The 25,448-nt window shown below is 74.2% G+C and carries 24 protein-coding genes; 8 read left to right on the top strand and 16 right to left on the bottom strand.

Annotated elements, in window-relative coordinates; translation table 11 throughout:
• Position 1: 1 nt before the first annotated feature.
• A complete protein-coding gene (locus ASG36_RS09850) occupies positions 2-454 on the top strand; it encodes a MarR family winged helix-turn-helix transcriptional regulator (protein WP_082523105.1) in 453 nt (150 codons plus the stop codon).
• A 12-nt stretch (positions 455-466) separates the two neighbouring features.
• Positions 467-2,320 (top strand): alpha-amylase family protein, encoded by a 1,854-nt coding sequence (locus tag ASG36_RS09845; RefSeq protein ID WP_055763314.1) that lies wholly within the window; start codon positions 467-469, stop codon positions 2,318-2,320.
• A gap of 43 nt (positions 2,321-2,363) precedes the next feature.
• Here ASG36_RS09845 and ASG36_RS09840 read toward each other — a convergent pair whose 3' ends face one another.
• Positions 2,364-5,654, bottom strand: a complete 3,291-nt coding sequence (locus tag ASG36_RS09840; protein WP_157498751.1) for a fibronectin type III domain-containing protein — start codon at positions 5,652-5,654, stop codon at positions 2,364-2,366.
• 86 nt (positions 5,655-5,740) lie between these two features.
• Between ASG36_RS09840 and ASG36_RS09835 the strand changes: the two genes are divergently transcribed.
• Positions 5,741-6,622 (top strand): dioxygenase, encoded by an 882-nt coding sequence (locus ASG36_RS09835; RefSeq protein ID WP_055763309.1) that lies wholly within the window; start codon positions 5,741-5,743, stop codon positions 6,620-6,622.
• Here the strand turns inward: ASG36_RS09835 and ASG36_RS09830 are convergent.
• The 9 genes from ASG36_RS09830 to crcB all read right to left on the bottom strand — a co-directional run bounded on the left by ASG36_RS09830 (position 6,616) and on the right by crcB (position 14,986).
• On the bottom strand, positions 6,616-8,193 hold the full coding sequence (locus tag ASG36_RS09830; RefSeq protein WP_055763306.1) for a methyl-accepting chemotaxis protein: 1,578 nt from the start codon (positions 8,191-8,193) through the stop codon (positions 6,616-6,618). The genes ASG36_RS09835 and ASG36_RS09830 overlap by 7 nt on opposite strands.
• 192 nt (positions 8,194-8,385) lie before the next feature.
• Complete coding sequence (locus ASG36_RS09825) at positions 8,386-8,793, bottom strand: universal stress protein (RefSeq protein WP_055763303.1); 408 nt, start codon at positions 8,791-8,793, stop codon at positions 8,386-8,388.
• 17 nt (positions 8,794-8,810) lie between these two features.
• Entirely contained in the window at positions 8,811-10,373 is a 1,563-nt protein-coding gene (locus tag ASG36_RS09820) for a tripartite tricarboxylate transporter permease (protein WP_055763300.1), read from the bottom strand.
• Complete coding sequence (locus ASG36_RS09815) at positions 10,373-10,885, bottom strand: tripartite tricarboxylate transporter TctB family protein (RefSeq protein WP_055763297.1); 513 nt, start codon at positions 10,883-10,885, stop codon at positions 10,373-10,375. Before ASG36_RS09815 ends, ASG36_RS09820 begins: the two co-directional genes overlap by 1 nt.
• Positions 10,886-10,947: 62 nt before the next feature.
• A complete protein-coding gene (locus tag ASG36_RS09810; RefSeq protein ID WP_082522987.1) occupies positions 10,948-11,931 on the bottom strand; it encodes a tripartite tricarboxylate transporter substrate binding protein in 984 nt (327 codons plus the stop codon).
• 141 nt (positions 11,932-12,072) lie between these two features.
• Positions 12,073-12,819, bottom strand: coding sequence for a trehalose-phosphatase (gene otsB, locus ASG36_RS09805; RefSeq protein ID WP_055763294.1), 747 nt, complete (start codon positions 12,817-12,819; stop codon positions 12,073-12,075).
• Positions 12,816-14,183 (bottom strand): trehalose-6-phosphate synthase, encoded by a 1,368-nt coding sequence (locus ASG36_RS09800; RefSeq protein WP_304437791.1) that lies wholly within the window; start codon positions 14,181-14,183, stop codon positions 12,816-12,818. The genes otsB and ASG36_RS09800 overlap by 4 nt, the downstream gene beginning before the upstream one ends.
• Before the next feature lie 75 nt (positions 14,184-14,258).
• The gene (locus ASG36_RS09795) at positions 14,259-14,612 is read right to left on the bottom strand and encodes a CrcB family protein (protein ID WP_055763287.1); all 354 of its coding nucleotides are present in this window, start codon (positions 14,610-14,612) and stop codon (positions 14,259-14,261) included.
• Positions 14,609-14,986, bottom strand: coding sequence for a fluoride efflux transporter CrcB (gene crcB, locus ASG36_RS09790; RefSeq protein ID WP_055763286.1), 378 nt, complete (start codon positions 14,984-14,986; stop codon positions 14,609-14,611). The genes ASG36_RS09795 and crcB overlap by 4 nt, the downstream gene beginning before the upstream one ends.
• A 43-nt stretch (positions 14,987-15,029) precedes the next feature.
• Here crcB and ASG36_RS09785 point away from each other — a divergent pair, with 43 nt between their 5' ends.
• A complete protein-coding gene (locus ASG36_RS09785; RefSeq protein ID WP_055763283.1) occupies positions 15,030-16,130 on the top strand; it encodes a CaiB/BaiF CoA-transferase family protein in 1,101 nt (366 codons plus the stop codon).
• A 1-nt stretch (position 16,131) separates the two neighbouring features.
• Here ASG36_RS09785 and ASG36_RS09780 read toward each other — a convergent pair whose 3' ends face one another.
• Both ASG36_RS09780 and ASG36_RS09775 read right to left on the bottom strand, forming a co-directional pair.
• A complete protein-coding gene (locus ASG36_RS09780) occupies positions 16,132-16,581 on the bottom strand; it encodes a peroxiredoxin (protein WP_055763280.1) in 450 nt (149 codons plus the stop codon).
• A gap of 58 nt (positions 16,582-16,639) precedes the next feature.
• Positions 16,640-18,118, bottom strand: a complete 1,479-nt coding sequence (locus tag ASG36_RS09775) for a S8 family serine peptidase (protein ID WP_055763277.1) — start codon at positions 18,116-18,118, stop codon at positions 16,640-16,642.
• A gap of 165 nt (positions 18,119-18,283) precedes the next feature.
• Here ASG36_RS09775 and ASG36_RS09770 point away from each other — a divergent pair, with 165 nt between their 5' ends.
• The gene (locus ASG36_RS09770; protein WP_055763275.1) at positions 18,284-19,276 is read left to right on the top strand and encodes an aldo/keto reductase; all 993 of its coding nucleotides are present in this window, start codon (positions 18,284-18,286) and stop codon (positions 19,274-19,276) included.
• A 36-nt stretch (positions 19,277-19,312) separates the two neighbouring features.
• On the opposite strand, the gene ASG36_RS09765 is transcribed toward ASG36_RS09770, so the two are convergent.
• The gene (locus ASG36_RS09765; RefSeq protein ID WP_055763272.1) at positions 19,313-20,167 is read right to left on the bottom strand and encodes a PaaX family transcriptional regulator C-terminal domain-containing protein; all 855 of its coding nucleotides are present in this window, start codon (positions 20,165-20,167) and stop codon (positions 19,313-19,315) included.
• 140 nt (positions 20,168-20,307) lie between these two features.
• Between ASG36_RS09765 and ASG36_RS09760 the strand changes: the two genes are divergently transcribed.
• The 3 genes from ASG36_RS09760 to ASG36_RS09750 are packed head-to-tail and all read left to right on the top strand — an operon-like array spanning position 20,308 to position 23,533.
• Complete coding sequence (locus ASG36_RS09760) at positions 20,308-20,673, top strand: hypothetical protein (RefSeq protein WP_055763270.1); 366 nt, start codon at positions 20,308-20,310, stop codon at positions 20,671-20,673.
• On the top strand, positions 20,666-21,139 hold the full coding sequence (locus tag ASG36_RS09755; protein WP_055763266.1) for a hypothetical protein: 474 nt from the start codon (positions 20,666-20,668) through the stop codon (positions 21,137-21,139). The genes ASG36_RS09760 and ASG36_RS09755 overlap by 8 nt, the downstream gene beginning before the upstream one ends.
• 57 nt (positions 21,140-21,196) lie before the next feature.
• Entirely contained in the window at positions 21,197-23,533 is a 2,337-nt protein-coding gene (locus ASG36_RS09750; RefSeq protein WP_055763262.1) for a SpoIIE family protein phosphatase, read from the top strand.
• Here ASG36_RS09750 and ASG36_RS09745 read toward each other — a convergent pair.
• From ASG36_RS09745 to ASG36_RS09735, 3 genes are read right to left on the bottom strand one after another with little or no spacing between them, the layout of a single operon-like run.
• A complete protein-coding gene (locus tag ASG36_RS09745; protein WP_055763259.1) occupies positions 23,530-24,027 on the bottom strand; it encodes a flavin reductase family protein in 498 nt (165 codons plus the stop codon). The genes ASG36_RS09750 and ASG36_RS09745 overlap by 4 nt on opposite strands.
• Positions 24,024-24,980 (bottom strand): hydroxymethylglutaryl-CoA lyase, encoded by a 957-nt coding sequence (locus ASG36_RS09740; RefSeq protein WP_082522986.1) that lies wholly within the window; start codon positions 24,978-24,980, stop codon positions 24,024-24,026. Before ASG36_RS09740 ends, ASG36_RS09745 begins: the two co-directional genes overlap by 4 nt.
• A 7-nt stretch (positions 24,981-24,987) precedes the next feature.
• Entirely contained in the window at positions 24,988-25,404 is a 417-nt protein-coding gene (locus ASG36_RS09735) for a VOC family protein (protein ID WP_055763256.1), read from the bottom strand.
• Between the last annotated feature and the right edge of the window lie 44 nt (positions 25,405-25,448).

Here is a 25,448-nt window from a genome sequence, read left to right as displayed (position 1 = left end):
GATGGCGGACCGTCCTGCCGACGACCCCTCCACCTGGGCCACCGGGCGGTTGCTGTCCACCGCCGCGCGGCTGGTCGAGCACGCCTGGGACGCCCACCTGGGGCAGTGGGGGCTCAACCACGCCGGGTTCGCGGTCCTCTGGATGCTGACCGGCGGTCCGCGCTCCCAGCGTGAGCTCGCGCAGGCCGTGCAGGTGGAGGACCAGACCATGAGCCGGGTGCTCGAACGGCTGGAGCGGCACGGCCACGTCAGCCGGGCCCGCTCCACGGTCGACCGGCGCCGGGTCGAGGTCAGCGTCACCGGTGCCGGGCGGACCGCACTGGCCGAGGCCGGGGACGGACAGGCCGCGGAGCGGGTGCTCGGGGACGCCGTGCCGGACCTGCCGCAGCTGCGTGCCGGGCTGATCGCGATGGTCACCGACCTGTCGGCCCGCCGGTGGCCCGACGAGGACTGAGATGCTGCCCGGGTGTCTGTCCTGGACGACCTGCCCGCCCACCGCCGCGAGGTCTTCGACGCCCGGGTGGCCCGCTGGCTGCCCGACCTCCTCGCCGGGCTGACCCCGCTCTACCCCGACCCGCGGGCCGTCGCCGACCGGCTGCTGGTGGCTGCCGCGCAGGCGTTCGCCGACCGGGACGACGAGCTGCACGCCCTGGACCTGCGGCGCACCCTGGCCCCGGACTGGTTCCAGCAGCCGGAGGCCCTGGGCTACGCCGCCTACGCCGACCGGTTCGCCGGCACGCTCGCTGACGTCGCCGACCGCGCGGGGTACCTGACCGACCTCGGCGTCACGTACCTGCACCTCATGCCGGTGCTCACCCCCGGCCCGCCGCCCAACGACGGCGGCTACGCCGTCGCCGACTACTCCACGGTCCGCCCCGACCTGGGGACGACGGCCGACCTGCGGGCGCTCACCCGGGAGCTGCGCGGCCGCGGGATCAGCCTGTGCCTGGACCTGGTGCTCAACCACGTCGCCCGCGAGCACGCCTGGGCCCGGGCCGCCCGGTCAGGGGACGCGGACAAGCGCGCCTTCTTCCACGTCTTCCCCGACCGGACGCAGCCCGACGCCTACGAGGCCACGCTGCCCGAGGTCTTCCCCGACCTGGCTCCCGGCAGCTTCACCTGGGACGACGACCTCGCCGGCTGGGTGTGGACGACGTTCAACGACTACCAGTGGGACGTCGACTGGTCCAACCCCGACGTGTTCTGCGCCTACGCCGACGTCGTGCTGGACCTGGCGAACCACGGCGTCGAGGTGCTGCGGCTGGACGCGATCGCCTTCACCTGGAAGCGGCTGGGCACGAACTGCCAGAACCAGCCCGAGGTGCACGCGCTGACCCGGGCGTTGCGCGCGGTGGCCCGGATCGCCTGCCCGGCGACGGTCTTCCTGGCCGAGGCGATCGTCGGCCCGCGGGACCTGGTCGGCTACCTCGGCCGGGCCGAGCACTGGGGCAGGGTCAGCGACCTCGCCTACCACAACGGGTTGATGGTCCAGGTCTGGTCGATGCTGGCCGCCCGCGACGCGGTGCTGGCCTCCCGAGCGCTGCAGCAGCTCCCCGTCCCGCCGTCCACCACGGCCTGGATCACCTACGTGCGCTGTCACGACGACATCGGCTGGGCCGTCGACGACGGGGACGCCGCGGCCGTGGGGCTGTCCGGGTCCGCGCACCGCCGGTTCCTCTCCGACTGGTACTCCGGGGCCTTCCCCAGCTCCTGGGCCCGCGGGCTGGTCTTCGGGGAGAACGAGGAGACCGGGGACCGCCGCATCTCCGGCACCGCCGCCTCGCTCGCCGGACTCGGCGCCTGGGACCCGAACGCCGTCGCCCGGGTGCTGCTCGCGCACGCCGTCGTCCTCGGGTTCGGCGGGCTGCCGGTCCTGTGGAGCGGCGACGAGCTGGGGATGCTCAACGACCCGCACTGGGCCGAGGAGCCCGGGCACGCCGAGGACAACCGCTGGGCCCACCGCCCCCGGCTCACCTGGCCCGCGGACGGACCGCCCGCCCCGGTGTCCCCGGCGATCGCGGCCGGCATCCGGGCGATGGCCGCGGCCCGGGCGACGCTGCCCCAGCTGCACGCCTCGGTCGCCGCGCAGGTGCTCGACCCGCGCGACCCCGCCGTCCTGCTCGTCGCCCGCCGGCACCCGCTGGGCACGGTGCTGGGCGTCTACAACGTGGCCCCCGAGCCCCGGCACGTGCCCCTCGACGTGCTCCGGGAGCTCGGTCTCGACCCGGCCCGGGTGGTCGACCACCTCACCGGCGAGGCCCCGGTGATCAGCGACGGCGCCGTCCAGCTGCGCCCCTACGAGGCCCACTGGCTCCGCTGAGTGGAGGGCGGGAGGCGAGGTCTCCTCACCTCCCACCCTCCACTCAGCGCACGGGGGAGAGGACCGCGCCGGTGGACAGGTCCTTGGCGTAGAGGTCGCGCAGCCGGTTCGTGTCGGCCGGCAGCAGCGCCTGGGACGTCGTCAGCAGCACCAGGTCGCCGCTGACCGGCAGCACCCGGCCGTACTCCGCCGGCGCCACCGCCCCGGTCGGCCCGGTGGTGGTCCGGCCGTCGGCGTCGGCGGTGACCAGGGTCAGCGTGCCCGTCTCCAGGTCCCGGCGGACGACGTCGGTGTGCCCGTTGACGTCCCCGGGCACGACGGCCGCGGTGGTGGAGAAGAAGCCGTACCGGCCGGTCGGGTCCAGGCCGACCTGGTGCTCCCAGGCCGCGGTCTGCCCGCTGCCCAGCGGGGCCAGCGCGCCGGTGACGACGTCCTTGCGGTAGGCCAGCCCGGTCGACCAGCTGCTGCCCGGCGCGGTCGGCTTCGCCGCCGTCACCAGGGCGACGTAGCGCCCGTCGTCGGAGACCGCGACGTCGCCGGCGTCCCGGTACACCGCGACCTCCGTCGTCCGGCCGGCGGCGACCACGGTGGAGACGACGACCGCCTCGCCCGCGCCGGCCCCCGACAGCGTCTTGCGGTAGAGCACCAGCGGGCCCGACGACGAGGTCGCCGGGAAGACGGCGAACCGGCCGTCCGGGGTGAGCGCCAGGGCCGGGCCGGTGGCGGTGCGCGGCAGGTCCGTGCCGGTCGCGGTGGTGGAGACCCGGGTGACCGCGCCGGTGGACACCCGGGTGGCGTAGACGTCGACGGCGCCGTTGGTGTCGCGCGGCCCGAGGTCGGCCCGCGCGGAGTAGAACGCGACGAGGTCGCCGTCGGCGCTCATCGCCACCGTCGGGCTGGTCGCGTGGACCGACGAGCCGGTCTGCAGCACGGTGCCGGCCACCGTGGCGCTGACCCGCCCCCCGGCCGGGACGCTGAGCAGCACCCAGGTGCGGGTGGCCAGGTCCAGCCGGTAGACGTCGCTGAGCCGGTTGGTGTCGGCCGGCAGCAGCGCCGCGGTGGTGGCCAGCGCGACGTACCGCCCGTCGTCGCTGACCGCCGGGGCGGCGGTGTTCGTCGGGTCGGTGGCACCGGTGGCGGCCGCGGCCAGCGGGGCGATGCGGGTGGCGGTGCCGGCGGTGCGGTCGAGCAGGTACAGCTCGTAGGCGCTGTTGACGTCCGCGGGCTCGAGCTGCGCCCGGGTGCCGACGACGACGAACCGGCCGTCCCGGGAGGCCGCGAGCCCGCCGGTCTCGCCGGAGCCGAGCGCGGGCACGGTGCCCACCGCCGGGACGACGACCACCGCGACCGACGCCGCCGAGGCGTTGCCGCTCCCGTCGAACGCCACCACGGTGAAGCGGTAGGACGTGCCGTTGACCAGCCCGGACACCGTCGCCGACGTGCCGGTGACCGTGGCGACGACGTCACCGTCCTGCAGCACCCGGTAGCCCGCGACGTCGGTGTCGGCGACCGGCTGCCACCCGACGGTGGCCGCGGTGTCCCCGGCCCGGCCGGTGATCCCGGTCGGGACCGCCGGCGCGGTGGTGTCCACCGGCGTCACGGTGACCGTCGCGGACACCGGGGAGACGTTGCCGTGCCCGTCGACGGCGACCACGGTGAACGACACCGGCGCAGGCTCGAGGCCGGTGACCGTCGCCGACGACCCGGTCGAGGTGGCGACGACGACGCCGTCGCGCAGCACCCGGTGCGCCACGACGTCCCCGGCGGCCGAGGGTGCCCAGGTGACCGTGGCCGAGCGCTCGCCCGCGGTCGCGGCCACGTCGGTGGGGGCCGGCGGCGGGGTCAGGTCGGTGGGGGTGGCGTCGACCGGGGGAGAGGGCGGCGAGGCGTTGCCGTGCCCGTCGACCGCGACCAGCGTGTAGCGGTAGGCCGTGTCGTTGGTCAGCCCGGTGTCGGTCACCGAGGTGCCGGTGACGGTCGCGACGACGACGCCGTCGCGCAGCAACCGGTACGACGCGACGTCCGGCTCGGGGGACGCCGTCCAGCTCAGGGCGACCTCCCCGTCGCCGCGGGTGGCGACCAGCCCGGTGGGCGCGGCCGGGGCGGTGAGGTCGGTGGGGGTGCCCGGCACGGCCGGTGCCGACGTCGCCGAGGCGTTGCCGTGGGTGTCGACGGCGGCGATCGCGTACCGGTAGGTGGTGTCGTTGGTCAGCCCGGTGTCGGCCAGCGTGGTCGTGCCGGCGGGGACGGTGGTGAGCAGCGCGCCGTCCCGGAACACCCGGTAGCCGGCCAGGTCGGGCTCGGTGTTCGGCGTCCAGGACAGGTCGACCCGGCCGTCCCCGCGGGCGGCAGCCAGCCCGGTGGGGACGGCCGGCGGCGTCAGGTCGGTGGGCGTCGCGGCGACCGCGGGGGACGACGCGGGCGAGCGGTTGCCGTGGGTGTCCACCGCGACCAGGGAGTACCGGTAGGTCGTGTCGTTGGTCAGTCCGGTGTCGGTGACCGACGTGCCGGTGACCGTGGCGACCTCGACGCCGTCGCGCAGCAGCCGGTAGGAGCCGAGGTCGGACTCGGTGTTCGCCGCCCAGGACAGCGCCACCCGTCCGTCGCCACGCACGGCGGTGAGGCCGGTCGGGGCTGCGGGTGGGGTGAGGTCGGTGGGGGTGGCGGCGACGGCGGGGGAGGACGACGCCGACCACTGCCGGCTGACGTCGACGGCCTGCACCGTGTAGCGGTAGGTGACGTCGTTGGTGAGCCCGGTGTCGGTGAACGCGCGGCCGGTGAGCGTGCCGGTGACCACGACCCCGTCGCGCAGGACGCGGTAGCCGGCGAGGTCGGGCTCGGTGTTCGCCGCCCAGGAGAGCTGCACCTGCCTCTCCCCGCGGACCGCCGTGACGCCGGTGGGTGCAGCCGGGGCCACGCCGTCGCGGGGGTACCCGCTCACCGGGGCGCTCGGGCGGCCCTCGTACTGGGTCAGGCCGAAGAAGCCCCCACGGGTGCGGGTGGCCACGGTGACGGCGTAGTCCGTGCCGTTGACCAGGCCGGTCACCGTGAGGCTGGTCGCGGTGGTGGTGCCGCGGTCGACGCCGCCGACCACCACCCGGTAGCCGTTGGTCCCGGTCTCCCCGGACGCCGTCCACCGGACCAGCAGGGCGGCGTCCTGACCGGTGACCGTGATGCCGGTCGGGGGCACGGGGTCCTCGGTGCTCGCCAGCCGGAGGACCGGCGTGGGCACCGGCGTCGCCGGCACCCCGGCCGTCGTCAGCACCGCCGCGCCCACCACCGCCAGCGCCAGCGCCCGCACCCACCGTCGTCGTCCCGTCCGCTGCTGTTGCACGTGGAACACCCTCGACCGGGCGCGGGCGGAGTTGAGTCCGGCCCTGTTTTGTTGACGTTTCATACACCTGGGCCTACGGTCGTGCCATGGCCTCGATCTTCGACCCGCAGGTGCCCGCCGGTGCCTTCGACGACTTCCTCGTCGACGCACTCCCCGCCGCGCGCGAACAGCGCAGCTGGACCGCCGAGGACGGGGCCCTGCCGAGCCTGTACCTCAGCCACGGCGCGCCCCCGCTGTTCGACGACGGCCCGTGGATGCGCGACCTGCACACCTGGGCGCTGTCGATGCCCAAGCCCAAGGACGTGCTGATCGTCAGCGCGCACTGGGAGTCCGCGCCGCTGTCGCTGTCCGGGTCGGCCGCGCACACGCCGCTGGTCTACGACTTCGGCGGCTTCGCCCGGCGCTACTACGAGATGACCTACGAGACCCCGGACGCCTCCGACCTCGCCCGCCGGGTCGCCGCCGCCATGCCGGACTCCGAGCCGGTCCACGAGCACAGCAACCGCGGCCTGGACCACGGCGCCTGGGTGCCGCTGAAGGTCATGTACCCCCTGGGCGACGTCCCGGTGCTGCAGATGAGCCTGCCCACCCACGACCCCGAGCGGCTGATGGACCTGGGCCGCCGGGTCCGCGAGCTGCGCGAGGAGGGCACGCTGGTGATCGGCTCGGGCTTCATGACCCACGGCCTGCCGTTCCTCACCCGCGAGTCGGTGACCAGCGGCCAGGTGCCGAGCTGGTCGGCGGACTTCGACGCCTGGGCCGCCGACGCCCTGGACCGGGGCGACGTCGACGCCCTCGCCGACTACGCCCACCGCGCCCCGGGCCTGCCCTACGCCCACCCGACGGTGGAGCACTTCACGCCGCTGTTCGTCACCCTCGGCGCCGCCGACCAGCCCGAGCGCCCGGTCACCACCACCATCGACGGCTGGATGATGGGCCTCTCCCGCCGGTCCTTCCAGCTTCAGTAACGGAACCGACCCACCGTCGTCCGCAGCTCGCCGGCCATCCGGGCCAGCTCGTCCACGGCGACCTGGGTCTGACCCAGCGCCTGGGTGGTCGCCCCGGCGGCGTCGCTGACCCCGGTGATCGTGCCGGCGATCTCGGTGGTGCCCCCGGCTGCCTCGGTGACCGAGCGGGACATCTCGTTCGTCGTGGCCGTCTGCTCCTCGACCGCGCTGGCGATGGTCAGCTGGTGGTCGTTGATCGTCCCGATGGTCACCGAGATCCGGCCGATGGCGGCGACCGCGGCCACCGAGTCGCCCTGGATGGCCTCGACGCGGCGGGCGATGTCCTCGGTCGCCCGGGCCGTCTCCTGCGCCAGCTCCTTCACCTCGTTGGCCACGACGGCGAAGCCCTTGCCGGCCTCCCCGGCCCGCGCCGCCTCGATGGTGGCGTTCAGCGCCAGCAGGTTGGTCTGCTCGGCGATGGACGTGATGACCTTGACGACGTCGCCGATCTCCTTGGAGGAGACGCCGAGCTGGGTGACCGTGGCGTTGGTGGTCTCGGCCTCGCCCACCGCGGTGGTGGCGACCCGCACGGCCTCGTTGGCGCTCTGCGCGATCTCCCGGATCGACGCGCTCATCTGCTCGGCCCCCGCGGCCACCGTGGCCACGTTGCGGGACACCTCGTCGGCCGACCGCGACACCTGCCCGGACTGCGTGGAGGTCTGCTGCGCGGCGGCCGAGATCTGCGCCGAGGACGCCGACAGCTCCTCGCTGGACGCCGCGACCGCATCGGCCGAGCCCACGACGGCGGCCATCAGCTCACGCAGCCGCACCTGGGCGCTGGTCAGCGCCCGGGCCATCTGGCCCAGCTCGTCGGCCGAGTGCACCTCGGGGACGACGGTCAGGTCGCCGGACTCCAGCGCGGTCAGCGACCGGTGCACCGAGGCGACCGACCGGCGGATGCCGCGGACGACGACCCAGGCCAGGGCACTGCCGATCACCACGACGGCCAGCAGCCCGAGCCCGAGCACCCACAGCGTCCGCGAGGCGGCCGCGTCGGCGCCGACGATCTGACCCGCCGCCTCCTCGCTGGAGCGGGTCTGCTCGGCCGAGAAGTCGTCCATGACCGCGTCGGTGGCGGCCTGCACCGGGCCGGTGACCAGCGCGGCGACCGCGGCGGTGTCACCCCGGTCGGCGGCGGGCACCAGCTCGTCGTCCACGACGGCGTAGTAGGCGGCGAGGTCGGCGCGGAACTGCTCCCAGGCAGCCGGGTCGATGGCCAGCGGGGCGTAGCCGGCCAGCTGGTCCTGCAGGGTGGTCTGCCGCTCGGCGAGCTCGGTGGCCAGCGCGGCGCGGGTCTCGGCGTCGGCCAGGCCGTAGGTGATGTAGCGGGCGCGGTCGCCCTGGTAGCTGCGCTGGATCTCCCCGAGGGCGTCCAGGCCGACCACGTGTCCGGTGTAGAGGTCGTCGGCCTCGGCGCGCAGCTCCTGGGAGCGCAGCGCGGCCACGGCCATCAGCACGCCGCTGAGCAGACAGACCACGGCGACGATGGCACCGGTCTTGACGGAGACGGATCGATCGGTGAACCAGCGCACGGGGACTCCTGGACGACGACGGGCCGGCGGTGTGGCCGGTCACACCCGTCACTTCGGCCCCACCCGCCCCGGCCTCGCGCCGAGGGGTCGGTCGTGTCCGAACCGGTGCACGGCACAACGGTCACCGCCCCGGACCGGTCGACATCTCGACGGGTCCGGGGCGGTGGGCGTCCGGTGGTGCGGTGCTGCGGGTCAGGCTTCGTGCGGTGAGCTCTTCACCCCGAGGATCGGGCACTCGACGTCGAGCAGGATGCGCTGGGCGGCCGAGCCCATCAGCAGCTTGCCCACCGCCGAGCGCTTCTTGAGCCCGATGACCAGCAGCTCGGCGTCGGTCTCGCGGACCACGTCGGCCAGCTCCTCGGAGACGTCCCGGCCGCGCACCGGCTGGCGCACCTCGGCGCGCACCCCCGAGGCGGTGAGCTCGTCGTGCAGGGCGCGCAGCGCGTCGCCCTGCAGGAAGTCCGAGTCCACCAGGGCGTCCCCGCGGGAGCTGTTGACCACCACGAGCAGCGCGTCGCGACGACGGGCCTCCGCGAGGGCGTGGTCGAGCGCGAAGCGCCCGCGGGTGTTGGGGACGTACCCCACGACGACGACGGCCATCCGACGATCCTCTCCCATCACTGGTCCCTGCCCGACGTGACGACGCTCTCGTCGTCCCGGTGCTCCAGCTGCCCGTCCCGCTGGACCTCCTCCGGCGTGGCCCGCCGGCCCTTCACCAGCCGCAGCACGAACGGCCCGACCAGGGCGACGAGTGCGAGCAGCAGCACGATCCGGCTGAACCAGGTGTCGGTCAGCGCGGACAGGTCGCCGTCGCTGATCGCCAGCGCGCGGCGCAGGTTGTTCTCCGCGATCGGGCCGAGGATCAGCCCGATCACCGCGGGGGCGACCGGCCAGCCGTAGCGGCGCATCACGAACCCGAGCAGACCCAGGACCATGAGGATGACCAGGTCCAGCGGGTCGGCGTTGACCGCGAACGAGCCGAGCGAGGCGAAGACCAGGATGCCGGCGTACAGGTAGGGCCTGGGGATCTTGAGCAGCTTCACCCAGACGCCGACCAGCGGCAGGTTCAGCACCAGCAGCATGACGTTGCCGATGAACAGCGAGGCGATGAGCGCCCAGACGAGCGGGCCCTCGGTGGTCAGCAGCGTCGGGCCGGGCTGGATGCCGTAGCCCTGGAACGCCGCCAGGATGATCGCCGCGGTCGCCGAGGTGGGCAGGCCCAGGGTCAGCAGCGGCACCAGGACACCGGCGGCTGCGGCGTTGTTGGCCGCCTCCGGTCCGGCGACGCCCTCGATCGCGCCCTTGCCGAAGTCCTCGGGGTGCTTGGTGAGCTTCCGCTCGGTGGCGTAGGAGAGGAACGTCGGGATCTCCGCGCCACCGGCGGGCAGCGCACCGAACGGGAAGCCGAACGCCGTGCCGCGCAGCCAGGGCTTCCAGGAGCGCCGGAAGTCCTCCTTGGTCATCCAGCTGCCCTTGTGGTCGATGACCTGGACCGCGCCCTTGCGCAGCCGGCTGGCCACGAAGAGGGACTCCCCGACCGCGAACAGCGCCACGGCGACCACGACGACGTCGATCCCGTCGGAGAGCTGCGGGATGCCCAGGGTGAACCGCTCCTGGCCGGTGATCACGTCGGTGCCGACCAGGCCCAGGTACAGACCCAGGCACAGCGAGGCCAGCCCGCGGAGCGGGGAGGACCCGAGCACGGTGGCGACGGCGACGAACGCGATGACCGCGAGGGCGAAGTAGTCCGCCGCGGTGATCCCGATGGCCAGGTCCACCACGGTGGGGGCGACCAGCGCGAGCAGCAGGGTGGCGATGGTGCCGGCGACGAAGGAGCCGATGGCGGCGGTGGCCAGCGCGGCGGAGCCCCGGCCGGCCTTGGCCATCTTGTTGCCCTCGAGCGCGGTCATGATCGAGCTGGACTCACCGGGGGTGTTCAGCAGGATCGACGTCGTCGACCCGCCGTACATGCCGCCGTAGTAGATGCCGGCGAACATGATCAGCGCCGCGGTGGGCTCGAGCACGTAGGTGGCCGGCAGCAGCAGGGCCACCGTCATGGCCGGGCCGATGCCCGGCAGCACGCCCACGGCGGTGCCGAGGACCACGCCGAGCAGCGCGAACAGCAGGTTGACCGGGGTGATGGCGTCGGCGAACCCGCCGAGCAGTGCGTCGATGCCCATCAGAACCAGCTCGTCACGAACTCGAGGACCGTGCCGCCGGGCAGCGCCACGTTGAGGGCCTTCACGAACACGATCCAGGCGATGCAGCCCACGGCCAGGCCGATGAGGAAGGGCCGGACGATGCCGACCGCACCCAGCGCCCAGGCCACGGCGGCGAACATCAGCGCCACGGCCAGCGGCCAGCCGATGACGTTGATCAGCAGCGCGTGCGCCAGGAAGGCGACGGCGATGACGGCGACGGCGCGCCAGTCGGTCGGGGCGTCGGGGTCGACGTCCTCGCTGTCGTCGGAGGGCGCCCGGTCACCGCGGAGCACCCGCAGCGCCAGGAACGCACCCGTGACGACGGTCAGCCCGCCGACGAGGTAGGGGAAGAACCGCGGGCCCAGGGTGTTCGTCGAGCCGGGCACGGCGATCGCGCCGGCGTCGACCAGCAGGTAGACGCCCAGGGCGGCCAGCAGGACGGCGAGCACCAGCTCGCCCTTGTTGCGCTTGGTGGTGGTCGGCTCGGTCACGGGGCGGACGTCGTCCGCTCGGGTGCTCACTGGCTGCGTCTGATGGCCCATCTCGCTGGCGCTCACTGGATCAACCCGATCTCGGTCAGGACCTGGCGCACGCGGGTCTCCTCCTCGGCGAGGAACTCGCCGTACTCGTCTCCGGTCATGAAGGTGTCCAGCCAGCCGTTGGTGTCCAGCGCTTCCTGCCACTCGTCGGTGTCGTGCGCCTCGGTGACCAGGCCGATGAGGTCCTCGCGGGCGCCGGCGCTCATCCCCGGGCGGGCCATCAGGCCGCGCCAGTTGGTGACCTCGACGTCGTAGCCGCTCTCGAGGATCGTGGGCACGTCGGGCACCTGGGTGGACCGGTCCGCGGTGGAGACGGCGATGCCGCGCAGGTCGCCGCTCTGCACCTGGGGGCCGTAGTCGGCGGTGCCGGAGATGCCGGCGGCGACCTGGTTGCCCAGCAGCGCGGCGAGGGACTCACCACCGCCGGAGTAGGCGATGTAGTTGACCTCGATCGGGTCGATGCCGACCGCCTGGGCGAGCAGCCCGGCCAGGATCTGGTCGGTGCCGCCGGCCGAGCCGCCGGCGATCGGGGTGCCGCGCGGGTCGGCGGCCCAGCCCTGGACGAAGTCCTCGAGCGTCTCGTAGGGCGACTCGGCCGGGACGACGATCAGCTCGGTCTCGGCGATCAGCTGGGCGATCGGGGTGACGTCGGTGAGCCGGGTGCTCGAGTCGTTGGTGTCGATGGCCCCGACCATGACCAGGCCCATCATCATCAGCAGGGCGTCGTCGTCCTCACGGGACAGCTGGCCCAGGCCGATCGTGCCGCCGGCCCCCTCGACGTTGAACACCTGGACGTTGCGGGCGACCCCGGTCTGCTGGATCACGCGCTGGAGCGTGCGGGCGGTGGTGTCCCACCCGCCGCCCGGGCTGGCCGGGACCATCATGCGCAGGCGGGACAGGTCGCCCGGGGAGACGACGGTGCCGGCACAGGCCGACAACGCGGACAGGGCCGGCAGCGCGAGCGCTCCGGCCAGGAAACCTCTGCGGGTCAGCTGCACGGGAGGTGCACCCCCGACGCTGGGGAGACGGCGATCACGTGACGGGACGCTAGGGCCCGCGGCGACCCACGTCACAGGTCCGGGGCTGTCCCTTGGTTACACAACCCGCGCACGTCCCAGAAACCGCGGTTTCCGGGGACGTCAGACGTGCAGGGCCGTGGCCAGGCGCTCGAGCAGGGCGCGGACGCCGTCCAGGTCGGGCACCCGGTGCGCGGCGGCGGTCTCGCCGGGGCCGACCTTCACGGTCACGTCCTCCCGGCCGAGGGCGGTGAACGCGTCCTCGTCGGTGGTGTCGTCGCCCAGGTACAGCGCCCCGTCGGCGCCGAGCTCGCGGCGCAGCCGGAGGACCGCGGTCCCCTTGTCGGCGTCGGTGAGGGCCAGCTCCAGCACGTCCTTGCCCGGCTTGCGGGTGATACCGGTGTCCGCGGCGGCGTCGGCGGCGGCCAGCAGGCCGGCGGCGGCGTCCCGGTCGGTCGCGGTGCGCACGTGCACGGCGACCGCGGCCGGCTTGACCTCCAGCCGGGCACCGGGGACGGCGTCCACCAGCGGCTCGAGCGCGGCGACCAGGGTGTCGCGGTGGGCCAGCAGCTCGGGGTCCGGCCCGCCGTCGAACTCCGCCCCGTGGCTGCCGACCCAGCGGTAGGGGCCGGTCAAACCGCTGGTGGCCTGCAGGTCGGCCACGCCCCGACCGCTGACCAGGGCGACGGTGACGTCAGGAGCCGCGGCGAGGCGGGTCAGCAGGTCCGCCGCCCACGGCTGCGGCCCGGCCTCGGAGGGGACGTCGGCCAGCGCGGACAGCACGCCGTCGTAGTCGGTGGCCAGCAGCAGCGGACGGCGCAGCGCGAGGGCGTCCAGCGCGTCCTCCAGCGTCAGGTCCAACCCGCTCACGACTGGGCCTCCAGGGCGTCGAAGAACGACCCGGCCCAGTGGTCGAGGTCGTGACCCCGCAGGTAGCGGCGCATCGCCTTCATCGCCTTCGCCGACTCCGCCGGGTCGGCCCGCAGCGCGCGCATCAGCTGCTTCTTGACGCCGTCCTTGTCGTGCGGGTTGACCAGGTAGGCCTGCTTGAGCTCGGCCGCGGCACCGGCGAACTCGCTGAGCACCAGCGTGCCGCCGTTGTCGCTGCGCGCGGCGACGTACTCCTTGGCCACCAGGTTCATGCCGTCCCGGTAGGGCGTCACGAGCATGACGTCGGCGGCCCGGTAGAGGGCGGCGAGCTCCTCGCGCGGCATCGACTGGTTGAAGTAGTGCACCGCCGGACCGGTGGTCGAGCCGAAGACCCCGTTGATGTGCCCGACCTGCTGCTCGATCGTCTCGCGCATGGTCACGTAGTGCTCGACCCGCTCACGGCTGGGTGTCGCCACCTGCATGAACACCGTGGACGGCGCCTCGATCAGCTCGTCCTCCAGCAGCTCCAGGAAGACCTCGAGCCGGACGCCGATGCCCTTGGTGTAGTCCAGCCGGTCGACCCCGAGCACCACCTTGTCGGGGTTGCCCAGCTCGCGGCGGATCTCCGCGGCCCGCTCGAGCACCTCCGGGGACCGGGCCAGCTCGTCGAACACCGAGACGTCGATCGAGATCGGGAACGCCTTGACGGTGACCGTGCGGCCCTCGTACTCGATCGTCCCGCCCTTGGTGGGCAGCTCGTGCAGGCGCTTGGCCAGCTGGACGAAGTTCGTCGCCGCGGCCGGCATCTGGAAGCCGATGAGGTCGGCCCCCAGCAGGCCCTCGACCACGGCGTTGCGCCACGGCAGCTGGGTGAACAGCTCGTAGGGCGGGAACGGGATGTGCAGGAAGAACCCGATGGTCAGGTCCGGGCGCAGCTGGCGGAGCATCGCCGGCACCAGCTGCAGCTGGTAGTCGTGCACCCAGACGATCGCGCCCTCTGCGGCGACCTCGGCGGCCTTCTCGGCGAACCGGCGGTTGACCTGCACGTAGCTGTTCCACCAGGTGCGGTGGTACTCGGGCTTCTCGACCACGTCGTGGTAGAGCGGCCAGAGCGAGGCGTTGGAGAACCCCTCGTAGTACTGGTCGACGTCGTCCTCGCTCAGGGCGACCGGGACCAGGTGCATGCCGCCGGACTCGAAGGGCTCCGGGGCCTCCCCGGCCGAGCCCGACCAGCCCACCCAGGCACCGCCGCGGCCGGCCACGAAGGGCTCCAGGGCGGTGACCAGGCCACCGGGACTGCGGGTCCAGCTGACCGTGCCGTCGGCGGCGACGACCTGGTCCACCGGGAGTCGGTTGGCGACCACGACCACGGGACTGTCTGACTGCGTCTCATCAACCATGCTGGCCCGACCCTACTGAGGCCCGGCGGCCGTCGCAGGTCATCGGACGGCGAGGTACCCGACCGCCGCCGCCCCGACGCCCAGCAGCAACGACCCGGCCACGTAGGCCAGCGCCCGGCCCACCGCCCGTTCCTCGACCAGCCGGACCACGTCGAAGCCGAAGGTGGAGAACGTGGTCAGCGTGCCGCAGAAGCCGGTGCCCACCAGGGCGACGACCGCGGGGGAGAGGTCGCGCAGCCCGAGGACGACGCCCAGCACCAGGCTGCCGAGCACGTTGACCACCAGGATCCCGAGCACGCTGCCCCGGCCCCGCCACCGCACCGCCGCCCGGTCGGCGGCGAACCGCAGCGGCGCCCCGACCAGCGCGCCGAGCGCCACCCACAGCACGGTCACCGGGCCACCCGCCGGCCCACGCCCAGCCCGAGGACGACGGCGGCCAGCCCGCCCACCACGCTGACCAGCAGGTACACGACCGCCATGGGCCACCGGCCGGCCTCGGCGAGCTGGACGGCGTCGACGGAGAACGTGGAGAAGGTGGTGTAGCCCCCGAGCACCCCGGTGGCCAGGAACGGCCGCAGCCACGGGTGGTCCGGCGCCCGGGCCAGCAGCACGGCGAGCAGCAGGCCGATGAGCAGGCAGCCGGTGAGGTTCACGGCCACGGTCGCCCACGGCCAGGCGCCGGGGGAGTGCGGGAGGCCGAGCTGGACGCCGTACCGGGCCAGGGCCCCCAGGGCGCCGCCGACCGCCACCACGACGTAGGGACGCACGGTGCGGGAGCATGCCACCACGACCTGAGGAGAGTGGGGCACCGTGGCCGGACCGCTGCAGGGTGTGCGCGTCGTGGAGTTCGCCGGCCTGGGCCCGGGCCCGTTCTGCGGGATGCTGCTGGCCGACCTGGGCGCCGACGTCGTCCGGATCGACCGGCGCAGCGCCGGTACCGGGCTGATCGGCGCACTGGGCGGGACCTCGCTGCTCGACCGCGGCAAGCGGTCGATCGCGCTGGACCTCAAGGACGCCGAGGACCTCGCCGTCGTCCGGGCGCTGGTCGGGCGGGCCGACGTGCTGCTGGAGGGCTTCCGACCCGGGGTGATGGAGCGCCTGGGGCTGGGCCCGGAGCAGGCGCTGGAGCTCAACCCGGCGCTGGTCTACGGCCGGATGACCGGCTGGGGGCAGACCGGGCTGCTGGCGCACTCGGCCGGGCACGACATCGGGTACGTCGCGCTGACCGGGGCGCTGGGGGCCACCGGTCGACCCGACGAGCGCCCGGCACCGCCGCTGAACCTGCTCGGCGACTTCGGCGGCGGCGGGGTGTTCCTCGCCCTGGGCGCGGTCGCCGCCCTGCTGCACGCCCGGACGACGGGGCAGGGCCAGGTGGTCGACGCCGCCATCGTGGACGGCACCGCGGTGCTCACCACGATGATCCACGGGATGCTCGACCAGGGCACCTGGCGCGACGTGCGCGGGGGGAACCTGCTCGACACCGGCGCGCCGTTCTACGACGTCTACCGGTGTGCGGACGGGACGTTCCTCGCCGTCGGTGCTCTGGAGGAGCAGTTCTACGCGGCGCTGCTCACGGGTCTCGGCCTGGCCGGGGACGCCTCGCTGCCCGACCGGTCCGACGTGCGCGCCTGGCCGCAGCTGCGCGACCGGTTCGCCGAGGTGATCGGCAGCCGCACCCGGGACGAGTGGTGGCAGGTCTTCGCCGGGACCGACGCCTGCGTCGCCCCGGTGTGGTCGCTGCTGGAGGCGGTGCAGGACCAGCACAACACCGAGCGCGGGGTGTTCGTCGAGGTGGACGGCGTGCACCAGCCCGCCGTCGCCCCCCGGTTCTCGGTCACCCCGGGCGCGGTCGGCTCCGTGCCGGCCGTCGGCCAGCACGACGCGGAGATCCGCGCCGAGCTGGCCGGCTGACTCAGGAGGGCGACAGCGCCGCCAGCGCCTTGTCCGCGTGCTTGGCGAAGCGGAACTCGCTCTTGATGACGTCCTTGACCAGGCCGTCGGTGCCGATCACGTAGGTGTGCCGCTTCACCGGCGCGGCGTTCATGTTGCGCTTGGTGCCGTAGGCCTCGCAGACCCCGCCGTCGACATCGGCCAGCAGCGGGTAGTCGAACCCGTTGCCCTCGGCGAACGCCTTCTGCTTCTGCACCGAGTCCCGGCTGATGCCCACCCGCTGCGCGCCGACGGCGGCGAACCGGGCCTGCTCGTCGCGGACGGAGCACATCTCGGTGGTGCACCCGCCGGAGGAGGCCAGCGGGTAGAAGAACAGCACCACCGGACCGTCCTGCAGCATCGTGGACAGCCGCCGGGGCGTGCCGTCCTGGTCCGGGAGCTCGAAATCGGGGGCCACGTCTCCGCGCTTCATGCCCCACCTTCGCATCCAGCCCCCGGACCGGTTCGGTCCCCCGGGGAACCCGGGGAGGTCAGCCGGCCCGCAGGGCGGCCACCGCGGCCACGACGTCGACCAGGCCGGCGCCCTTGTCGTAGGACGTCGTCCGGCCGTCGACCGTCGCGTACGCCGCACCGTCGGTGTAGCGGTGCGCCGAGCCGACGATGGCCGCCTCCACCTCGGCCGGGGTGGCGGTCGGGTCGGCCTGGAAGAGCTGGGCCACGATCCCGGCCACGTGCGGGGCGGCCATCGACGTCCCGCTGATCGTGTTCACGGTGCCCACGTCGAGCAGGCCGGGGCCGTTCTGCGGCATCAGACCGGTCGCGCAGATCGGCAGGTACGGCCGGCAGGACGACGCGATGTCCTCACCCGGCGCGGACACGTCGGGCCAGGTCGAGGGGTCGGTGGACAGCCCGCGCGAGGAGAAGGTGCTCACGGTGCCGTCCGGGGTCCCGGTGGCCTGGTCGTAGTAGGACGCGACGGAGAGGACGCCGCCGGTGGGGTCCTGCCCGGGCGGGTTGGTCAACGACGCCGACCCGTCCCCGCCGTCGTTGCCGGCCGCCCAGACGGTGACGACGCCCTCGGCGGCCAGCGCCCGCTGCAGCTTCACGGTCGCGCTGTCCGGGTCGAACTCGCCGCCCCCGGTGGGCCCGTAGGAGTTGTTGGTGACCTTGATCGGCGGGCAGACGTCGGCCGGCACCCAGGCACCGCAGGGCGCCTCGTGGTTCTCCAGCACCCAGTTCAGCGCCGAGTCGGCGCCGACGATGAGCAGCACCGCGCCGGTGGAGATGGAGACGAGGGAGGCGCCGGGGGCGGCACCCTGCAGCTGGTCGCCGTCGGTGAGCGTGGTGGGCCGGCCGGCCACGATGCCGCTGACGTGGGTGCCGTGCCCACCACCGGACAGCGTGTCGGTGTCCAGGAAGCCGGGGACCGGCAGCACGCAGTCCGGGGTCGGGGTGCTCTCGACCAGACAGACGCTCTTGAGGTTCGCCACGACCGCACTGCCGCCGTCGGGGTCCTGCAGGTACGGGTGGGTCGGGTCGACCCCGGAGTCGATGACGGCCACCGAGACCCCGCTGCCGTCCAGCGGCGACCCGTCGGCGCCGGTGAGGGTGGCGACCGCCTCGGCCCCGCGGGTCGCGGTGTTCGAGGTCTGGTCGGAGAAGGTGATCGGGCTGTTGCCCTCCAGGTAGACCACCCCGGGCTCCCGACGCGCGGCCTGCACCTGGGCTCCGGTGCCCGAGGCGACGACGACGCCGATGCGCTCGAACTCGGTGACCGCGGTCATCCCCGTCGCGGCGACTGCCGCACGGGCGGCCGCGACGTCGGTGCCGTGCACCAGCACGGTCGTGGGGCTGGCGGCGGCGAGGACGTCGAGCTGGTCGGCCAGGAACTCCTGGACCGGGGCGGGTGGAGCGGCGGGGGCTGCGCTGGCGGGGGCGCCGGTGACGAGCGCACCGGCCACCAGGGCGGCACCCCCCACCAGGGCGACGGTTCTGCGGACGGCGGTCACGGGACTCCTCGACGGTGCGGCGCGACGTCGGTGTCGCGCTCGGGTCGGTCAGCTGTGCGTGCGCTGTGCCCGGACCAACGAGGGGTGCCCGGACCCGTTACCGGCGCGAACGACCGTTCCCGTTCCGGTGGTTGCACGGCACACCGAGCGGGCAGGACGACGGGCATGGACACACGCACGCTGAACGACCTGACCGTCGCCGCCCAGGGCCTGGGCTGCATGGGGATGAGCGAGTTCTACGGCACCGGGGACCAGGCGGAGGCCGAGCGGACCATCCACCGCGCCCTCGACCTGGGCGTCACCTTCCTCGACACCGCCGACATGTACGGCCCGTTCACCAACGAGCAGCTGGTCGGGGCCGCGATCGCCGGCCGGCGCGACGAGGTCGTGCTGGCCACCAAGTTCGGCAACGAGCGCAACCCGGACGGCTCCCGCGTCGGCATCAACGGGCGCCCGGAGTACGTGCACAGCGCCTGCGACGCCTCGCTGCAGCGGCTGGGCGTCGACGTCATCGACCTCTACTACCAGCACCGGGTCGACCCCTCCGTGCCGATCGAGGACACCTGGGGCGCCCTGGCCGAGCTGGTCCAGGCCGGCAAGATCCGGCACGCCGGCATCTCCGAGGCCGCTCCCGACACCATCCGCCGGGCGCACGCCGTGCAGCCGGTGACCGCCGTGCAGACCGAGTACTCGCTGTGGACCCGGGACCCCGAGACCGACGGGGTGTTCGCCGCCTGCGCCGAGCTCGGCATCGGGTTCGTCGCCTACTCACCCATCGGCCGCGGCTTCCTGTCCGGGCAGATCCGCAGCGTGGACGACCTGGAGGAGGGCGACTTCCGCCGGGTCAACCCGCGGTTCCAGGGGGAGGCGTTCCAGCAGAACCTGCGGCTGGTCGACCGGGTGCGCGAGCTGGCCGAGGGCAAGGGCGTCACCGCGACCCAGCTCGCACTGGCCTGGGTGATGGCCCGCTCGGGCGCCGAGGGGCTGCCCACGATCGTGCCGATCCCGGGCACGAAGCGGGTGTCCTACCTGGAGGAGAACGCGGCCGCGGCCGACGTCGTCCTCAGCGCCGACGACCTGCGGGCCCTCGACGAGGCCGCCCCGGTGGGCGCGGCCGCCGGCGACCGCTACCCGGACATGTCCTCGGTGCACGTCTGAGCGACCCGCACCGGGCAGCACCTCAGGAGAACGGCATCAGATGAGCGACGGGGAGTCCTGCTGGGCCCGGGGGGCGACGACCTCGCCGACGTCCTCGGCCAGCCGGGCTCCCACGTGCTCGCGGGCCGGGTCGGCCAGCCGGGCGCTCAGCTCGGTCCAGGTGTCGCAGGCGTCCTGCCCGGGCCAGTCGGTGGCCTTGAGCTCCGGGGGCAGGAACGGGTCGCTCCCCACCATCGCCCGGAACGCGCGCAGCGAGCGCAGGTGGGCCCGCAGCGCCTCCGCGCCGCTGGGGCAGGGGGCGGCCAGCTGACCGCGGAACGAGGCGGTCAGCTCCCGCCACCCGGCGGCCAGGGCCTCGAGGTCCCAGCAGCGGTGCGCGAGCTCGAAGTCGGTGGAGGGCATGTCGGCGTCGGCCATCGTGGCCCGCAGCACGTCAAGCCGGGCGATCGGCTCGGTGGCGAGCTCGGCGCGCACCTCGTCCAGCGCGGCCTCCTGGGGGGAGATCCAGGTCGCCGGGGCCAGCATCCCGAAGCCGTGCCGGCCCAGAGTGCGGCGGACCCGCTCCCGGGTGGCGCGGTCGGTCTCCGGGACGGTGTAGATGACCATCCGCCAGCGGCCGTCCCAGGGCAGCAGCCGCTGGTCCAGGCGCTCCTGGCGACGTTCGCGGACCGCGCGCAACCGGTCGGTCGGGGTGTAGAGGGTCTCCCGGCCGCTGCGGCTGGCGGTGAACAGACCCTCGCGGCGCAGCCCGGCCATCGCCACCCGGGTGGTCGGCTCGGCGATCTCGAGGTCCTCCAGCAGCGCGACCAGGGTCTGCAGCCGGACGGGGTGGGCCGTCAGCCGGTCCAGGTGCTCGGCGAAGAGGTCGCTCACCAGATCGCGGACGGTCATGCCCCGAGTCTGTCCCACCACCGGGCTCCTGGGGAGACCCCACCGGGGCTACGAGACCCGATCGTGCCCTACCCGCCAGTAGGGCCCGGCGGACGTCGGACTGGGAGGATGGTGCCCGTGACCGGACCGCTGGACCCCGTGTGAGCACCCCCCTGGTGGTCGCGGCCTCCGCGGTGGCCCTGGTGCTGGTCGCCCTCGGTGTGCTGTCCACGGTCCTCCGTCGCCGCACCGGGCAGGCCCACCTGGTCGTCGCCGGGGTGCTGGAGCTGATCCTGGTCGTGCAGCTGGTGCTGGTCGTCGTCGCCCTCGTCGGCGGGGAACGCCCCCCGGAGACGGCGACCTTCCTGGCCTACCTGGTCAGCGTGGTGCTGGTGCCGGTCGCCGGGGTGCTCTGGTCGCGCACCGAGCCCACGCGGTGGGCCGGGTCCGTGATCGCGGTGGCCGGTCTCGTCGTCGCCGTCATGGTGTGGCGGCTGCTCCAGCTGTGGGAGGCCACCGGTGGCTGACCGCCTGGGCGCCCCGGCGGCCGGCTCCGACGGGCCGACCGACCACGGCTCGCGGGGCCCCGGCCGGGTCCTGGTCGCCCTCTACGGCACCTTCGCCCTGGCCGCGGGCGCCCGGGCCGCCGTCCAGCTGGCCACCCAGTTCGACGAGGCCCCGGTGGCCTACCTGCTGTCGGCGTTCTCCGCGGTCGTCTACCTGGTCGCCACGATCGGGCTGGCCCGCGGTGGCCGGGGCGGCCGACGCACCGCCGTGGTCGCCGTCCTGGTCGAACTGGTCGGGGTCCTCGTGGTGGGCACGCTGTCCCTGCTGGACCGGCAGGCGTTCCCGGACGCCACGGTGTGGTCGGTGTACGGCCAGGGCTACGGGTTCATCCCGCTGGTGCTGCCTGTCCTGGGCCTGCTGTGGCTGCGGCACCTCGCCGAGCTCGACGCCGCGCCCCCCGACGAGCAGGACCCCGGCGCCGCCTGAGGCCCCGGGGCGGATGCGGAACGGTCCCGGGTCACAGCCCCCGCTTATGCTGTCCGCGTGCCGTCTGAGCGCGACGAGCCGCGGGCCGCGTCGGTCCCCGTCCCCCCGGAAGCCGCCGCGGCGGTCGCCGGTGTGGCGGCGTCCCCGGCGGACGGGTCCTCGCAGGCCGGCATCGTGGGCGCTGCCGAGGCCCTGGTGTCCGACCGGCCCCAGGGTGCCCGGTCCGCGCTGCCCGGCGTGCTCTCCGACGTCCCGGTGGCCGTGCTGGTCATCGACCGCTCCGCCGGCACCGTGGTCTACGCCAACACCGCTGCGGTGGAGATCGCCGGGCACGTCCGGCTGCCGGTCCCGATCGACGAGTGGGGTGCGTCGGCGGGCCTGACCGACCTCACCGGCGCGCCGCTGGCCAGCACCGGCAGCCCGCTCTCCCAGGTGGCCGACGGGTCACCCGTCGCCGGGGAGGCCGTGCGGCTGTCGCCGCTGCGCAGCACCGACGCCGACCGCGCCGGCGCCGCCGACGACGACAGCGACCCGCTCACGCTGTGGGTCACCGGGTTCCCGCTCTCCCAGGACCCCGACGCCGAGCAGCTGGCCCTGGTCGTCTTCCTCCAGGTCGACGGCGGCACCTCGGCCGACCCCGAGGCCCAGCTGCAGGCCCTGCGCGACCGGGCCGTCGTCGCCACCGACATCACCTTCACCATCACCGACCCCCGGCAGCCCGACGACCCGCTGGTGTGGGTCAACCCCTCCTTCACCCGGGTCACCGGCTTCTCCTACGAGGAGTCGGTGGGCCGCAACTGCCGGTTCCTGCAGGGGCCGGCCACCGACCGGGCGGCCGTGGACGCCATCGGCGCGGCCCTGCGGGCCCAGGAGCCGATCACCACGACGCTGCTGAACTACCGCAAGGACGGCACGGCCTTCTGGAACCAGCTGTCGATCACCCCGGTCTTCGACGGCACGGGTGAGCTGGTCAGCTTCGTGGGCGTGCAGACCGACGTCACCGAGCGGGTGCGGGTCGAGGGCGAGCGGGCGTCGGCGTTCGCCGCCGAGCAGTCCGCCCGCCGGGAGGCCGAGGTCGCCCAGGCCGTCGCCGAGCAGGCCCGCGCCGACGCCGAGCGGGCCACGGCCGAGGCGGAGCTGGCGCAGAGCCGCCTGGCGCTGATGGCCGAGGCGACCAGCACCCTGTCGGCGACGCTGGAGATGAGCGAGCTGCTCGACCGGTTGGCCGGTCTGTGCGTGCCCCTGCTGGCCGACTGGGTGTTCATCACCCTCGTCGACCCGTTCGGCGACGTCCGGGAGACCGCGGCCCGGCACCGCGACGGCATGCACGACGAGCTGCGCCAGTTCAGCAACCTGCACGCCATGCACCTGCCGGAGGCGTCCCCCAGCCGTCAGGCCCTGGACACCTCGCTGCCGGTGCTCATCCCGGACATGGACGACGAGCGGACCGCCGCGGTGTTCAGCCACCCGTCGACCGCCGGGCTGTTCCGCCGGCTGGGCGGCACGTCGGTGCTCAGCGTCCCGATGGTGGCCCGGCGTCGCACGCTGGGCGCGATGGCGCTGGTGATGACCAGCGACGACCGCGGGTTCGACCGCGAGGACGTCGACCTGGCCGAGGACCTGTCCCGCCGGGCCGCCCTCGCGATGGACAACGTGCGGCTCTACCAGCAGGAGCACGAGGTCGCCGAGACCCTGCAGCGCTCCCTGCTGCCCGACCTGCCGGAGATCCCGCGGATCACCTCGGCGGCGCACTACGTCAGCGCGTCCACCGCAGCCGACGTCGGCGGGGACTTCTACGACCTGCTGGCGCTGCCCGACGGGTCGGTCGGGGTGGCGATCGGCGACGTGGTCGGCCACGACGTGGTGGCCGCGGCGGCGATGGGCCACCTGCGCGGACTGCTGCGGGCCTGCGTCTGGGAGCCCACCGACGCCGACCCGGGTGCCGTGCTCGGCCGGGTCGACCGGCTGGTCCAGGGCCTGCACGTGGCCTCGATGGCGACCATGGCCTACGTGCGGGCCGAGCCCCCGGCGGGGGAGGGCCGGCCCTGGACGCTGGCCATCGCCAACGCCGGGCACCCGCCGCTGCTCGTCCGCCGACCCGACGGCAGCGTCGAGGTGCTGGACGAGGTGAGCGGGCTGCTGGTGGGCGTGGACCGGGAGTCCCGTCGGGAGACCCTGCACCTCGAGGTGCCGGTGGGGACCACGCTGATCGGCTACACCGACGGGCTCATCGAGCACCCCGGCGCCGACCTCGACGAGGGCATCCGGACGCTGGTGCAGCGGCTGCGGGACGCCCCGGTGGACGCGCTGCCGCAGGACCTGTGCGACCACGCGGTCGCAGCCGACCTCGACCGCCGGGACGACGTCGCGCTGATCGCCGTCCGCTTCGACTAGCCCTTCGTCTGCAGGCCGTAGGCGCCGCGGTGGAAGACCAGCGGGGCCTTCTCCGCCGTCGCGCCGAGGTCGAGCACCCGGCCGACGACGATGGTGTGGTCCCCGCCCTCGTGCTCGGCGAACAGCTCGCAGTCGATCCAGGCCACGACGCCGTCCAGCACCGGTGAGCCGTGCGCGCTCGGCTCCCAGCTCACCCCGGCGTACTTGTCGGTGCCCGAGCGGGCGAACTGCGAGGACAGCCGGTCCTGGTCGTCGGCCAGCACGTTCACGCAGAACCGGCCGGCCTCGCGCAGCCGCGGCCAGGTGGTCGAGCTCCTCGCGGGGGCGAAGGCGACCAGCGGCGGGTCCAGCGACAGGGAGCTGAAGGACTGGCAGGTGAACCCGATCGGGCCGTCGTCGGCGATCGCGGTGACGATGGTGATGCCGGAGGCGAAGTGGCCGAGCACGTCCCGCATCACACGGGGGTCGACGATCTCCGGGGGCTGCTCGCTCATGCCTGCGATCCCACCACCTCCGGGGACCACGTGCCGCGCGGGGCGTTGCGACCTCCGGCACGGAACAGCGAGCTGGGCAGCTCCCGGCCGACCGCCCGCCGGGTGACCGCGGCGGCGGCCAGGACGGCGTCGAGGTCGATGCCGGTACGCACCCCGGAGTCCTCCAGCCAGTACACGAGCTCCTCGGTGGCGATGTTGCCGCTGGCGCCGGGGGCGAACGGGCAGCCGCCCAGCCCGCCCACCGAGGAGTCCAGCTGGGTGACCCCGGCCTGGACGGCGGCCAGCGCGTTGGCCTGACCGGTGCCGCGGGTGTCGTGGAAGTGCACGCCGAGGGGGACGCCCGGGGTGGCCCGGCGGACCTCGTCGAGCAGCCGCACCACCCGCAGCGGCGTCGTCGTCCCGATGGTGTCGCCCAGGCACAGCTGGTCGGCGCCGGCGGTGACCGAGGCACGGGCGACGTCCACCGTGCGGTCCAGCGCGGTGCGGCCGTCGAAGGGGCAGTCCCACGCCGTCGCGACGACCACCTCGAGGCTGCCGCCGGCGCCGTGGGCGAGCGCGGCGATGTCCGGGACGGCGGCCACGGCGTCCTTCGTGGGCCGGCCGGCGTTGGCCCGGGAGTGGCTGTCCGACGCGCTGACCACGTACTCCAGGTCGGCGATCCCGGCGTCCACGGCCCGCTGCGCACCCCGGGTGTTGGCCACCAGCGCGGAGAAGTGCACGCCCGGGAAGCGGTGCAGCTCGGCGGCGAGCGCGTCGGCGTCGGCCAGCGCGGGCACCGCCTTCGGGGACACGAAGGAGGTCACCTCGATCCGGCGCACCCCGGTCTCCACCAGGGCCTCGAGCATCGCCAGCTTGTCGGCCAGCGGCACCGGCGCCTCCAGCTGCAGGCCATCGCGCATCCCGACCTCGCGGACGTCGACGGCCTGCGGCAGGAGGAGCTCGAAGTCGGTCACCCCCCGATCATGCCGCGTCCGGTGCGGACCCCACGTTGAACATCCAGGGGGTGCCGAAGCGGTCGGTGCACTGGCCGTACTCGTCGCCCCACATCTGCTTCTCCAGCGGCACCTGCACCTCGCCGCCCTCGGACAGCTGCGCCCACCAGCCACGCAGCTTCTCCGTGTCGGTGCCGCTGATGCACACGCTGGCCCCCGCGGCCTTCTCGAAGCCCATGCCGGGGCCGGTGTCCGAGCCCATCAGCAGGATGCCGTCGGGGGTGTCCAGCTGGCTGTGCATCACGCGGGCGGCGTCGGGGCCCTCCATGCCGAACTCCCCGAAGGTGTTCACGGTCAGCTCACCGCCCAGCACGCGCTGGTAGGTCTCCATCGCCTCCCGGGCGTTGCCGTCGAAGGACAGGTACGGGCACAGGTTCGCGGTCATCGGGTCTCCTCTGGGGCGGGGTCTGTCACCCTCTCGGACCGGCG

The organism is Geodermatophilus sp. Leaf369 (assembly GCF_001424455.1).
Taxonomy (GTDB): Bacteria; Actinomycetota; Actinomycetes; order Mycobacteriales; family Geodermatophilaceae; genus Klenkia.
This window is presented reverse-complemented; position numbering and strand designations above follow the sequence as displayed.